Genomic DNA, 13,210 nt, shown 5'->3' with positions numbered 1-13,210 from the left:
CCAAAGGCGCTTTCACCTTTCACCTTTCACCTTTCACCTTTCACCTTTCACCTTTCACCTTTCACCTTTCACCTTTCACCTTTCACCTTTCACCTTTCACCTTATCCGATAAGCCAACCCTAAACTGATCAATTGGCTGTGCGTATAGTAGGCGGTAGGTGAATCGTTAAGCAGATGATTGCTAAAATTGGTTAGGCCCTGTATAAAACCGGCAGTAATGCTAAACTTGTTGTAGCTGATCGCTGCCCGTAAGCTAAACCTGAAATCGACCGGGGATTTTCCTCTGTCCATATCAGTTTGGTAAACATTTCCACCCATATCTGTTGCTTTGCCATATTCGTGGGTATTTAAATTAAAACCAAGATCGAAACCAGGCATCAAATCAAGTTTCACTTTTTTTATTTTCAAACGGTAACCGATGTAGGGGTTAACGTTAATGTCCTGGCTTTGTAAATAAGTTTGCCCGGTTGCCGCGGTAGGGCCGGGGATGGTGAAGTTGATAACTGATTGATTAAGATCGCTTCGATAAACACCGTTTACATCAACCTTGCTTCTTAAGGTTTGATAGCCGCCCTGCAGGCCAAAAATAAAACCTGAACGGCCAACGTGCTGTACCTGTACCCCGCCGCCATAACTAAAACCAAATTTATTTCCATAAGGATTATTGGTATAACCCGCTTTGGAATTCGCCGCTCCGCCGTTAATAAATGAGGTAGCGGTAGTGTAATTGCCGGTATAGCGAAATCCGCCGGTATTACCCAGTAGCGATACTTCCATATTTTGTGCGTGAAGCTGTGTTAATACCAGGAAAGCGAATAAGGTTAAAAAGGTTTTCTTCATTTTTTATGGGTAGTGAAATTGAATTTAAGGTTTACGCCACCCGCGCCAAATTTAATATCCTGCGAACCAAGGCCCTGGAGCGGGTATTTCAGGAAAGGCTCAAGCACAATCCGGTTTTTGCCAAGCGGGTATCCCACGCCAACGGCAAAGTTGAGCATTTTGCCAACATAAAAACCGTTAAAACTACTATGTGTGCTTTCATTCTTTAATTGTTGCAAACCGGGCGAAGCCAGGGCCGGGTAGTTATATTGATAAGTATAAGTTTCATTGATAAAAGTGCCTGAACTAAAGCCTGCCAGCATATATAAATCAGTTTTCTTTGGGTTAAATTCATATTTCAGGTTCAGCGGGATATCCAAACCAACCAGGTTTGCGTTGTAGTTTTTATAAGTTGGTACCGAAGCGGTGTTGATAACACCTGTTGAAAATAGAGCCATCTGGTTAACGTAAGATGCCGGGGCACTGCCTGCGGCAATGCCCGCAGCGTTTGGCGCAAATTGCGCACCGGAAACAGGGGCACTGGTATTAAAAGCCAGCGAATTTTGAGCAATGGTCATGCCGGTAACCAGTTTTAGGTTTTTCGTAATGGTTATTTCAGCGGTAACACCGGCGCCCAGGTTTGCCTGGTTGCCGCTGCCTTTAGCATAGTTAAAGTAGGTGGCTGCGTAAATACCAAAAAGTACCTTTTTTTGCCCGCTAATGTTTTTATCTAAAGGCTGATGGTCTTCAGCAAACATGGATGCGATTGATTTTGACGGAGAAGCTGGTTTGTTCACCGGCGGAGTGTTTTTATCCCCAACTAATACTCCCGGCTTATTTACGCCGGTCACAGGGTTATTCGTATTCGTTTGGGCATTGGTGGCAAACTGGTTTGGCTGAGATTGTATTTTGTTGTGCAAACTACTGTCACTTGTTTTTACTGCACGCGCTATTTTGTTGCTGGTGTCACTAATAACAGGTGTAAAGTCAGGCGTGTTAGCTGCACCAACGGACTTGCTTTTTACAGATCTTAGATCTACTGCGAGTGACGTTTTGTTACTTGCGTCATTAATAAACTTATGGGCATTGGCATTGCTTACAGGGGAGTTTTGTGCCGGCTTTTCATGGTTTACACTGTTTTTTGCAATACTTTCCGAAATGCTTTTATGATCATTTTTTATAACAGGTGATGGAGTAACGTTTGTTGTTTTTTGGTTGCTTTTCTGCGCTATAACACTTTTAGGTGCGGCAGGGCTGTGTTTTTTAATGCCGGTAAGTTCTACCGGCGAATTATTCTTTTCAAATTCAAATAATCCAACACCTAAAAATAAAAGTATCAGGGCGGCTGCGCTCCACCATAGCCATGCTGTCGTGGGTCGCTTTGCTTTTTTGGGAAATTTTTCCCTCAGCAGCAGCCAGCCTTCATTAGCAGAAGGGTCTTCGTAATTATCGAATACCTCGCTAATGCGGTGCTTAATGTCCTTATCTAACTGATCGTCCATGTTTTAATGCTTCAGTTCTTATTGCGCTTCTTAATTTTTCCTTGGCCCTGCTCAGGTAAACTCTTGATGAACTTACCGGAATCGCCAGCAGTATAGCTATCTCGTCATGGCTATACCCGTCTATTTCATATAAATTGAAAATGGTAAGCTGTATTGGTGGCAATACACTCATCATTTTTATAATATCCTGCGCATGCAGGTCGTCTAATGCGCTGGCATGTATCGCCGGGTTAGTAGTTTCAATATCAACATTTAGTTGAAATTTCAAGTCCTTTCGCCGCCGGTCGATACTTGTATTTACAATAATGGTACGCAACCAGGCTTTAAAAGGTCTGTCGCTATTGAAATTGTTTATCGAGTTAAATACTTTTATAAATGCGTCATTTACAACCTCTAAAGCATCATCCCGGGTTAAACAATAGCGCAAACCAATACCCATAGCATAGCTATAGAATTGTTTATACAACAATTCCTGGTACTTTAAGCTGCCTGTTTTGCATTGACTGATAATTTCTTCTTCAGCAATACGCCGGGGTTGATGCATTAAGTGTGTTTAATTCAGCCTGAATTTAGTTATTTATTAACAATACGGAAAGGTGCCTGTAAACGCTACATAAGGTTTGAATTTAGTTAGTGAGTGGTCGGTTGTAAGTAGTGCGTCAATGTCGGCTCATCTTTTCACCATTCACCACTCACTAATTAACCTTTTTTAAATTATATTTCAGGATCAGCGTGTCCAGGTATGAATGATAACCAATTTGAAGCGTTGTTCCATCATAGGAATAGCTATATAAACCATTTAAATGCACTTTTGCAGCTGCGCTTGTCGGCTGGTAGGTGTCGTGATCCTGGAAATATAGGGTGTTATTTGCCTGGTAAACTATAAAGCCCCCATAACTGCCTTCATGTACGGTTGCAGTATCGCCGGTAACTTTATAGCCGGTAGCGGCCTGCATCTCCAGCGTAATGTTCGCTGATGCGGAATCAATGGAAACTGCCCTGTGGTGGATCACTTCAAAATGCCCGTTAAAAGTGCCAACAGGGGCAAGCGCTGTTGGGCTTGGGTTATTACTTTTGTTGATTGAGCAGCCGTATACAAACAGCAGGAGGAATAGCAAAAAATATAGTAAAGGATTTTTCATGAAATATTTATTTATAACTCCTTACGAAGTTTTTTATTTAAACGATACACAACCTGTATATTTTATTTCCGTTTTGCCTCTTCCCAAAAAATATCCATTTCGGCAAGGCTCATATCATGCAGCTGTTTACCACTTTCTTTTGCCTTGCTTTCAAGGTACTGGAACCGCTTTATAAATTTACGATTTGTTTTCTCCAAAGCATCCTCCGGATTAATATTTATAAAACGAGCGTAATTGATGAGCGAAAACAGCAGGTCGCCAAATTCGCCTTCTGCTTTTTCCTGGTCAATGGCAGTATTGTCCTCGGCATTAAATTCATTTCTGAATTCCTGCATTTCTTCTTCAACTTTTGCCCATACCTGGCTTTTCTCTTCCCAGTCGAACCCAACGCCCCGCGCTTTTTCCTGTATGCGTGATGCTTTTACCAATGCCGGCAGTGATGCCGGTACGCCTGCCAATACTGAACGGTTTCCCTCTTTTAGTTTGATCTGCTCCCAGTTGCGTTTTACATCGGTTTCATCCTTTACCGTTACATCTCCATAAATATGCGGATGCCGGTTGACCAGTTTATCACAAATGCTGTTTAATACATCCGTAATATTAAAATCGTTGGTTTCCGAAGCGATGCGGGCATAAAAAACAAGATGCAGCATAATATCGCCGAGTTCCTTTTTTATTTCGGGCATATCGGCGCTTAATATCGCGTCCGATAATTCGTAGGTTTCTTCGATGGTTAGGTGGCGAAGACTTTCAAGGGTTTGCTTTTTATCCCAGGGGCAGTTAAGGCGCAGATCGTCCATAATTGTTAACAGCCGGGTAAAGGCAGTTTCGGGCGTAGCAGCAGTTGATGGCGGTATTAATGGCATATCGTCTATTAAATTAACACGAATTGCACGAATTTTTTCGAATTGTACGAATTCGAAGTAAAAATAGGGTTTATGTATGGAAGTCCGAAAGACCGGAAGTCCGAAAGGCGGGAAGAAGAAAGTTTTTTTGGCGGGATTTATGGACTTTTATTTAATTTTAATTGAAAATCGCATTCATTTTGAAAATGCCCGATCATAACCAACTGATTTACGCCATCGAAGTACATTCCGTTGAAGGGATACAACGATATTTTGCTAAAGGGGGCGGCCCCAACGATTTGTTGCCCGATGGTACGCCGGTGTTTACTATGATGGTAGAAATGTACACCCGCACACCCAAGTTTAAGGATTGTGTTAAGGCTTTTATTGATGCCGGCTTAGTATTTAAGGATAAGGCCCTGCTGGCAGTGTTAATCGACGATGCTGATCAGTTGGAAGAATTGATTAAAAATGATCAATCTATCCTCACCAAAACATATTACCAATACAACAATACCTACACCCCATTAACCGGCGGTACCCTGCTCTATTTTTGTGCCGAATACAATTGTATTGCCTGTGCCCATGTTCTGGTTAAATATGGTGCCGACGTAAACGCAAAAGCCGCCTATGATGAATACGGTTTCGGCGGGCATACCCCAATCTTTCATACCGTAAACCAAAATAGCAATAATTCCATCGACATGCTGAATTTCCTGCTTGAAAATAAGGCCGATCTAAACCTGACAGTTAAAGGTTTGATATGGGGCCGTGGGTACGAGTGGGAAACATTTATCCCTGCTGTAAACCCCATTAGCTACGCCATGATGGGCTTACTGCCGATGGTGCACCGCCGGCAGGAAACCATTGCAGAAGTGGTATCCCTTCTGGTTAAACATGCTTACGGAATTGACTATAAACCGGCAAATGTGCCGAATGCGTATTTGAAGAAATAATTGGCTTTTGGTTTTACCGCGGAGAGGACAAGAAGGAATCCTGCAATCCTCAAATCTTAGTTCAGACCATTTTCACCGCCCTCAACATTTCCCTTTTACCCGGCGCTCCCGGTGCTTTTTCCACTTTACATCCCAGGGCTTTTACCGCCCGCTTTAAATTCCCGGTGATGGCATAAGTAACAAACACGCCGCCTGGTTTTAAAAATTGTATTGTATGGGCAATAGCTATTTCGTTCCACATTTCAGGCTGGTACATGGCCGCGAAGGCGTCAAAATAAATAATGTCATACTGTTTTGCAGATTCAAAATCTTGTAGTTTGCAGTGGGCTATTTGCAGTATGCACTGCGTTCCTATACTTATCGCAGCTTTTAAGCTATCCGGGTATTTTTCAATAAAACTGTTCCATGTTTCGGGCTGTAAATATTGGTCGTAGCCGGTCTGGCTAATCATTTCGGGGGCTAATGGGTAAGCCTCAATGCCCGTATAATTCAGTTCGATACCCTTTTCAACGCAAAATTCGGCGCTTAGTAAAAAATTAAGGCCGGTGCCGAAGCCGACTTCTAAGACAGAGATACAAGCCCCCTCTAAATCTCCCCAGGTAGGGGAGAAAAAATATTTCAACCCTGAATTCACAAACACATGCTGGCTTTCCTGCAGGGCGCCGTGCTTTGAATGGTAATTTTCGCCCACCTCAGCATTGTAAATGGTATTCGAGCCATCCGCCGTTTTTACTATTTCGAGCATCTTAATTGGTTCCAGCTTAAACGTCTGATAAAAACGGTAGTTTTATAAAAAGTAACGGTTTCAATGCCCGACATGTTTCCCGCCGATCTCCAGCACAGCTTCGCTCAGGTCCAAAACAGGTACTGCTGCTATTTTTGCAGCAATGATGCTGGCTGCCGCTGCTGACCGATACCCTGCTGCGCAGTGTACCACAATAGGTTTGTCTTCAGGTATTTCGTTAATCCGTTCACGCAATTCAGGTAAGGGAATCAGATGTGCACCTTCAAATATCAAGCCGCCCTCAGTTTCATTTGGGTTGCGTACGTCTACAATGGTATATCTTTCCGGATGGGTGGCAAAACGGGGAAGATCAAATTCCCGCTCCGGCAATTCAGGGTACCGGGGGGCCAAAATACCAGCAACCAGGTTCCTTTCATAGCCAATCTTCGCGGCTTTTACTAAAACTTCTTCCAATGCTTCGGCTGTATCAGCAACCAGGTAATAGCGCTCCTTCGGACCTACGATGGACCCCAGCCATGTTTCAAATTTTCCGCCGTTCTGTAGATTGATCGCCCCTTTTTCATGCCCTTTTTTAAATTCCGCATTAGGCCGGGTGTCAACAACCACTGCATTTTTTTCAAGTGTCACATTGCCGGTTAAGCGCGTAATGTGAGCCACGCTTGCTGAAAAAGCTGGTGCTCCTTTCTTATTCAACTCAACATCACTTCCAAAATATTTCGGAATAAAAGGTTGGTCGGCGACCAGTGTTTTTACAAAATCAGCTTCCGCCATCAACTGCAATGCATAATTCTCGCGCAATTCGCGGCCTATGGTGCTTTCAAGATCCGGGCTCATGTTTTTTCCGCAGAGCGAGCCGGGGCCATGTGCCGGGTAAACCTTCACATTGTGCGGTAGTTTCATTATTTTTTCGCGGGTAGATTGGTACATCTGCCTGGCTAGCTCCTCCTTTTTGGCTGTTATATTACCCACGTTTTCGCGCAGATCCGGGCGGCCAACGTCCCCTACAAACAAAGTGTCCCCGGTAAACAATGCCTGCTCCGTACCATCTTCATCTTCCGCCAAAATACATATCGAGTCAGGCGAATGCCCGGGGGTGTTGATCGCTTTAAGTTTAATATCATTTAACTTTATAAAATCGCCGTCATCAAAACTTTCATGAGGGTATTCAGCGCCTGTTAATTTGCTTGCATAGATGATCGCGCCGGTGGTTTGATGGATCTCCAGGTGTGAACTTACAAAGTCAGCATGAGGGTGTGTTTCAATTACGCCAATAATATCGGCATCGTGTTGTGCCGCAAAATCATAGTAAGGTTTTGGGTCGCGGGCCGGATCGATCACGATCATTTTTCCCGTTCTTATTACTGCGTAAGAAGCGTGTGCTAAACCCTTGTCGTAAAATTGTTGTATGATCATTGTATGCAAAGATAGTTTGAATTTCGGAATTCGGATTTACGAATTCGGATTTTGAATTTTTATGAATGAATGTAAAAAGTTAATAATTCCGAAACGGCGTAGCGCTCTTGAGCACCATTAAGAATAAACAATCGCGAAAAATCGAAAATCTAATATCCGAAATCATTCATTCTCTCTTTTCACCAGCAAAAACTCTTCGCCCTCCAATGGTAAATAGCCGTATTCATAGCAAAAATGGTAGGTCTTTCCATTTAGGGTTTGATAGCTGTGGGTATGGTATTCAAAATCAAAACCTTTTGAAACTAATTTTTTACGGGTTGTTTTTGTTTTTCCACCGGGGTTTAATTCCTCCAATATCCGCCGGTTGCGCTTCAGGATATTGTTGATATTGCGCACCAGGTTATAACTGCTGCTGTTGAGCTGGTTGTTATAATTGTTGCGGCATAGGTCATTGCAGAATTTTTTGTCGGCACGCCCACGCAAGGGTTCGCCGCAGTCAAGGCAGTTCCTTTCTTCATTCATTTGATAAAGATAAATAATGTTTTATCCGCTTGCAAACGTTTACAAACGGAAATTGTCGACTATAAACGGTTACTCACCGGGTAATATTTGCATCCCTCTACAACTTTGTGGCGTCATTTTAAAAAAAAAATTAAAATTTAAAAAGCATGAACTCATTAAGAAACAGCGTACGCCTGGTAGGTAACCTGGGTATGGACCCCGAAGTAAAAAGTTTTGACAACAACAAAAAACTGGCCCGTTTATCATTAGCTACCAGCGAGAGCTACAAAAACGACAAAGGCGAAAAAGTAACCGAAACCCAATGGCATAATTTGACGCTGTGGGGCAACCTTGCCAAATTCGCCGAGGACGACCTTAAAAAAGGAGATACCATAGCAATTGAAGGCCGTTTAAAAAACAGCAACTATGTGGATAAAGACGGTAATAAACGCTATTTCTGCGAAGTGGTGGTTAACGAATTTATTAAAGTTGGCGGTAGGAGTTAGTTATTGGTTGAATGGGTTGGATTAAGTTGAGTGGTTGGAAAACTTCATCAACTTAATCCAACCCACCTGATGACTATCGGGCCTGCTTAATTCAACTAACCACCTACAACTCATCCTTTAAATGAATTGTCTTTTCAACGATCGTATGGATTACGCTGTCTAATTCCTGGGCTGTTAAATCAATATGGCCGATAATTTCCCTATTCATCGGGGTGTCCATGTTTTTTTTTATCAAACAGGTTTACCAGCCCTAAAATAGTGGCTACCGGGCGCCTGATCTCGTGCGAACTGATTGACGCTATTTCCTGCAGTCTTTTATTCTGGTCCTTTATATTATCCTGGTTACGTTTATTTTCCATTAAAACACGCAGTATATTTACTGTACGTTCAATCATGCTTAATTCATCGCCTTTAGGTTCTCTTGCCGTAGTATAATAAACCGCAAATGTGGCCAATACATGTGCCCCCTGCGAACTGATCACCGGTGTCGACCAGCAGGCCTTAAGGCCGTAAGGGCGGGCGATATCACTGTAATCCTCCCACAAAGAATCTTTTTCAATATCGCTGACGATGACCTGGCTGCGATGATATACCGATGTTCCGCATGAACCGGCTTTTGGACCTATAGCTGTTCCGTTTATTGAATTGCAAAATTCAACGGCCAACCTCGGTGCTGCAAGGTGGTAAACTCTTTCCTGTGCCTCGTCAACTTCGAGCACCGAGCAGATCATATCCGGAAATATCTCTTCAATGCCCTTTAACAGTTCGTTGATGGTTTGCTGCAACGACTGCGAAGACGAGGCATTTAATTCGAGGATGTTTTTTTCAAGGGCGAGTATAAGTTGCTGGATCTTAACAGTGTTAATATCCCTGATAAAAACCATTACCTCGTGTTTAAACGGATAGATATTTATTCTAAGCCATCTGTTAAAATACTTGTTGAAATATTGTGCCTGGTCGGTCGTGTTCCCGCTAAAAGCAGCTTCAAACTTGGTAATTACTTCATCCGTTATTCCAAGGCTATGCAATTTTTTTAAGCTGATGTTTTTAAGCTGTTTATTGTTTAACCCGGTAATAGCCAGGAAGGCCGGGTTGTAGGCTGTTATTTGCCATTTGTTATTGATAATAAAAAAACCTTCACTAAAGCTTTGTATTATATGCTGGATGTTGTCTGTAAGGTTATTTTGGTTGGGACCGTTTAATTTATTGGTTAAGTTTGTTCCGGACGCATAAATCAGGTCATCATGGCTGTTAAAAAACAGCGACCATTTGATATTGTAATAACGGCCGTCTATCCCTTTAATGCGTGTTTCATGTCCCGTTATTTCCTTTTTGCGTAACAAAAGAGTGGCAAGCTCCTCTCTCCTTCGCACATCGGCAGGATGAGATAGCGTATTGATCTTGACATTATAGAGTTCGGCCTCTGAATAGCCCAGGGTTTTCCGGAGCGCTGAATTTGTATGTTTAATGGTGCCGTTTTTGTCGAAAACGCAAAAAAAATCATTTGATTTATCAAATAAAAATGAAAGTCTGGCATCCATATTTGTACCGGCAAGTATCTATAATATCATATACTAAAATTAAAGATATTGTTTGCACAACACCAAATATTATTTTAGGGGGTACTTGCAGCTACCGGCAATACTTTTCCGTTGTAAAAACGGTGCCCTGTTATAGAGAAATCTGCAATGTATTTCCCCATCTCAAATGCCATAACCGGCGATTCATATCCAGGGAATGCTTTTTCGAGCATTTCTGTTTGTGCCGACCCGATAGCGAGACAGTTAACTTTTATCTGTTGGTCGGCCAATTCCACCGCTAAGCACTCTGTTAGTGTATGTAATGCGGCTTTGCTTGCCGAGTAGGCTGAAAGGCCGGCAAATTTTGCACTTCCCTGGAAACCACCCATGCTGCCAATATTTACAATATGAGATCCCTCGGGCATAAGGTCAACTAATGCTTGTATGATACGGACATGGCCTATAAAATTACTTTGCAGCATTTCAATAAAGTCCATTTCCTTTAACTGCTTAAATGGCTTATTGATCAATACACCGGCATTATTAATAAGAATGTCCACGTGGTTATCAAAATTGCTTTTGATGAAGCTTTTCAGGTCGGCGTAATCGTCATGCACAATATCAAAAGCCAGGGCGTAGATCTCGGCATCGGGATTTAGTCCATGCGCTATTTCAAGCAAACGCTCCAGTTTTTCCTGCGAGCGTGCCAGGGCTATTACCTTATGTTTCCCGGACAGTATTAGTTCAAGCGCTGCTTCAAAACCTACGCCGCTGCTGGCGCCTGTAATAATGATATTCATGCTACTAAACTACCAATTTTTGCTCAACCGGATGTTTTATTAAATAAAATCCATCATTGATCAGCTTTTTAAATTCAGGCTCATCGCTGGCTTTTTGGGCTAGAAAAGCCCTGATTTCATTGGCCAGCGCCGGTTCAACTTCTTCATGTTCAAGTATCTCCAGTATTTCTAAAGCGCAAAGCCAGTCGTCATGATGGTTTTTTTGCAGGCGTAGCCACACATTGCCCAAAAAGCCATACTCGCCGCCATTGTGCCTGCGATCCCGTACCTGTTGGTAGAGTTTGTGCAGCTCTAATGTGCGGCCATCGTAAGCCGGGTGGTAAGTGCCGGTAGTTGATTTATAAGTAATATCTTCAAACGCATCCTTATCTGCTGCACCGCAAAAAACCGAAACAATGTTTTCACCCACGGCCATATCATAAACGCCCCATGATGGGTCGAAAAGTATATTACCATTTTTAGTTTTTACAGTGCAATCGGTAAAGGTGATCAATTGCGTTTTTCCATTGTCCGTAAAGATGTTTTTTACCAGGCCACTAACGGTTATACCACTCTCAAAAGTCAAAATAGTTTCTTTACCCTCTGCATTACTAAAGGAATAAAGCTCATTCGCGGCAAGGTTCTCAAGCGGCTCAACGTTGTCCTTTAGTCTTCCAACTGGCGAACTATAACCATCTTTGTGGTAATGCTTCCCATGGCCGTTTATTTGTTTGTTGTTTATTGCTAAAGCTGATGGTCCGGTTGTTCGTACATAAATCGGATTGCCATTTTCATCAGTTTCAAAACTTGTAAAGGTACCGGTCAATTGCAGGCCCGAACTGTAAACCGCTGTGCAAGTGTTTTTACTTTCAATCGCTTTTTGCAGCCCGTAAGCGCCGCCACGCCTAAAGGCCATCGTATCGGCAAATGTTTCCAATACATCTATCAGGTTTTGGAAAGTTGGGGTTACAAATAGCTGTGGCTGGGTTTTGGTAATATCGTAAGTGTAATTTACCGCATCAATGGTATATGGTAATTTTTCGATATCGGCTTTCATGCAACTCACACTCTCGCCTATTGATGACAACAAGCCTGCACCGTATATTTTTGGATTTTCCAGTGTGCCGATCAACCCATATTCGACAGTCCACCAGTGTAACCGGCTTAAAAGTGCCATTTCGGAAGGTTCGCCCATGTTTTCCTGTCGTTGCGCTAACAGCTCTTCTGCCTTTTTAATGTCAGTTTCATCCGCATCCGGCATTTCTTTTAAAATAGATAAAGCCCTGATGGCCTCGTACAATTCAAAGTCCTGGGCAGAAAACATGGCTTTTGCACCAATTGAACCAAAGTAACTCAGGTATTCGTGATAATCTTTATCTGCGATAATAGGGGCATGGCCCGCTGATTCATGGATAATATCAGGTGCGGGTGTATATTCAATATGTTTTAACTGGCGGATATCGGCGGCAATTACCAAAACCCGGTAAGCCTGGTATTCCATAAAAGCAGCAGGCGGAATAAAGCCGTCAACAGTAACTGCACCCCAGCCAATTTTGCCCAGCGCGTCATTCATTTCCTGCAGACTCGGGATCTTTTCGATTGTTAAGCCGGCTTTTAACAAGCCGGGAATGTAAGGGTAGTAGGCAACATCCTTAAGGTAACTATAATTTTGCCGCATTACATACCGCCATACCGCATGGTCAACCGGCGTATAATGCTCATAATGCTGATCAACTATAAATTGCTTTAAATGGGCGGGCAACGCAGCTACCTGCGGATTATTAAAATCATTAAAATGGCTCATTACGTTCAATAGGTATATAAGAGAACGCAAATTTATACAATAAGATTGCTATTCCTTAATTTCTTCCGCTGTAGGTAAGCCTTCCTGCAACCGCTCGGGACGCAATAAATAATAAATGCCTGTTAATGCCACCAGCAGGGATATTAGATAGAAGGAGATACTAATGTAAATGCCAAGCCCGGCATCGACGTGAAAAAAATCAGCTGATTTTTGGAATACCAGTTCACGCGCACCGGCACCACCAATAGTTACCGGCACTACGGCGGCAATAGCCGAAACAAGGAATGCCAGCAGGTATGGCGCAAATTTCCCGCTAAAATCCTGGCCCAACAATATCATGATGATGGTTAAAACCTGGAAAGTTTGTACTAAAACAGCTTTTGCATGGCCTTTAAAAAAATGCTTTGCAAACTCCTTGAAAAACTTTTTAACAACAAAATAGTAGATCAGGGTGCCGACAAAAAATATACTCGCCGGAATAGCTATGTGGATAGGTATTTGAGGGATAAATACTTTTAAACAAACAATGATTAAACCTATGGCCCATAACCCGCTCAGCCTGTCAAACAATATGGCAGTAAAAACCTTTTTTGCCGGTAGTTTATAGGTTTTATTAAGCAGGTATATTTTGTAGCCATCACCACCTATACCCCCAGGAAGTAAAAAGTTATAGAATAT

General features: G+C 42.6%; 14 protein-coding genes. 2 read left to right on the top strand and 12 right to left on the bottom strand.

Annotation, left to right across the window (positions count from 1 at the left end; translation table 11 throughout):
• Positions 1-96: 96 nt before the first annotated feature.
• The 5 genes from QZY09_RS10995 to mazG form a co-directional block, all read right to left on the bottom strand.
• Complete coding sequence (locus QZY09_RS10995) at positions 97-840, bottom strand: hypothetical protein (protein WP_295672334.1); 744 nt, start codon at positions 838-840, stop codon at positions 97-99.
• Positions 837-2,321 (bottom strand): outer membrane beta-barrel protein, encoded by a 1,485-nt coding sequence (locus QZY09_RS10990; protein ID WP_295672332.1) that lies wholly within the window; start codon positions 2,319-2,321, stop codon positions 837-839. Before QZY09_RS10990 ends, QZY09_RS10995 begins: the two co-directional genes overlap by 4 nt.
• Positions 2,302-2,865: an RNA polymerase sigma factor gene (locus QZY09_RS10985; protein ID WP_295672330.1), complete on the bottom strand. Its 564-nt coding sequence runs from the start codon at positions 2,863-2,865 to the stop codon at positions 2,302-2,304. The genes QZY09_RS10990 and QZY09_RS10985 overlap by 20 nt, the downstream gene beginning before the upstream one ends.
• 151 nt (positions 2,866-3,016) lie before the next feature.
• On the bottom strand, positions 3,017-3,463 hold the full coding sequence (locus tag QZY09_RS10980; RefSeq protein WP_295672328.1) for a hypothetical protein: 447 nt from the start codon (positions 3,461-3,463) through the stop codon (positions 3,017-3,019).
• Positions 3,464-3,525: 62 nt separating this feature from the next.
• Positions 3,526-4,329 carry a nucleoside triphosphate pyrophosphohydrolase gene (mazG, locus tag QZY09_RS10975; RefSeq protein WP_295672326.1) on the bottom strand — a complete coding sequence of 268 codons (804 nt, stop codon included), beginning with the start codon at positions 4,327-4,329 and terminating at the stop codon, positions 3,526-3,528.
• Positions 4,330-4,490: 161 nt separating this feature from the next.
• Here mazG and QZY09_RS10970 point away from each other — a divergent pair, with 161 nt between their 5' ends.
• The gene (locus QZY09_RS10970; protein WP_295672324.1) at positions 4,491-5,264 is read left to right on the top strand and encodes an ankyrin repeat domain-containing protein; all 774 of its coding nucleotides are present in this window, start codon (positions 4,491-4,493) and stop codon (positions 5,262-5,264) included.
• A 61-nt stretch (positions 5,265-5,325) separates the two neighbouring features.
• On the opposite strand, the gene mnmD is transcribed toward QZY09_RS10970, so the two are convergent.
• The 3 genes from mnmD to QZY09_RS10955 all read right to left on the bottom strand — a co-directional run bounded on the left by mnmD (position 5,326) and on the right by QZY09_RS10955 (position 7,944).
• Complete coding sequence (gene mnmD, locus QZY09_RS10965; RefSeq protein ID WP_295672322.1) at positions 5,326-6,009, bottom strand: tRNA (5-methylaminomethyl-2-thiouridine)(34)-methyltransferase MnmD; 684 nt, start codon at positions 6,007-6,009, stop codon at positions 5,326-5,328.
• A gap of 60 nt (positions 6,010-6,069) precedes the next feature.
• Positions 6,070-7,422, bottom strand: a complete 1,353-nt coding sequence (locus tag QZY09_RS10960; RefSeq protein ID WP_295672320.1) for a rhodanese-like domain-containing protein — start codon at positions 7,420-7,422, stop codon at positions 6,070-6,072.
• Between the two features lie 162 nt (positions 7,423-7,584).
• The gene (locus tag QZY09_RS10955) at positions 7,585-7,944 is read right to left on the bottom strand and encodes a hypothetical protein (protein WP_295672318.1); all 360 of its coding nucleotides are present in this window, start codon (positions 7,942-7,944) and stop codon (positions 7,585-7,587) included.
• Positions 7,945-8,090: 146 nt separating this feature from the next.
• Between QZY09_RS10955 and QZY09_RS10950 the strand changes: the two genes are divergently transcribed.
• Positions 8,091-8,429, top strand: coding sequence for a single-stranded DNA-binding protein (locus tag QZY09_RS10950; protein ID WP_295672316.1), 339 nt, complete (start codon positions 8,091-8,093; stop codon positions 8,427-8,429).
• A 200-nt stretch (positions 8,430-8,629) separates the two neighbouring features.
• Here the strand turns inward: QZY09_RS10950 and QZY09_RS10945 are convergent, their stop codons facing one another.
• The 4 genes from QZY09_RS10945 to QZY09_RS10930 form a co-directional block, all read right to left on the bottom strand.
• A complete protein-coding gene (locus tag QZY09_RS10945; RefSeq protein ID WP_295672314.1) occupies positions 8,630-9,970 on the bottom strand; it encodes a PAS domain S-box protein in 1,341 nt (446 codons plus the stop codon).
• A 74-nt stretch (positions 9,971-10,044) separates the two neighbouring features.
• Positions 10,045-10,749 carry an SDR family oxidoreductase gene (locus QZY09_RS10940; RefSeq protein ID WP_295672311.1) on the bottom strand — a complete coding sequence of 235 codons (705 nt, stop codon included), beginning with the start codon at positions 10,747-10,749 and terminating at the stop codon, positions 10,045-10,047.
• 4 nt (positions 10,750-10,753) lie between these two features.
• Positions 10,754-12,532, bottom strand: a complete 1,779-nt coding sequence (locus QZY09_RS10935; protein WP_295672309.1) for an aromatic amino acid hydroxylase — start codon at positions 12,530-12,532, stop codon at positions 10,754-10,756.
• Positions 12,533-12,580: 48 nt separating this feature from the next.
• A partial coding sequence (locus tag QZY09_RS10930) for a lysylphosphatidylglycerol synthase transmembrane domain-containing protein (RefSeq protein ID WP_295672307.1) occupies positions 12,581-13,210 on the bottom strand: 630 nt, incomplete at its 5' end.

It is taken from the genome of uncultured Mucilaginibacter sp. (assembly GCF_903913935.1).
Classification (GTDB): domain Bacteria; phylum Bacteroidota; class Bacteroidia; order Sphingobacteriales; family Sphingobacteriaceae; genus Mucilaginibacter.
This window is presented reverse-complemented; position numbering and strand designations above follow the sequence as displayed.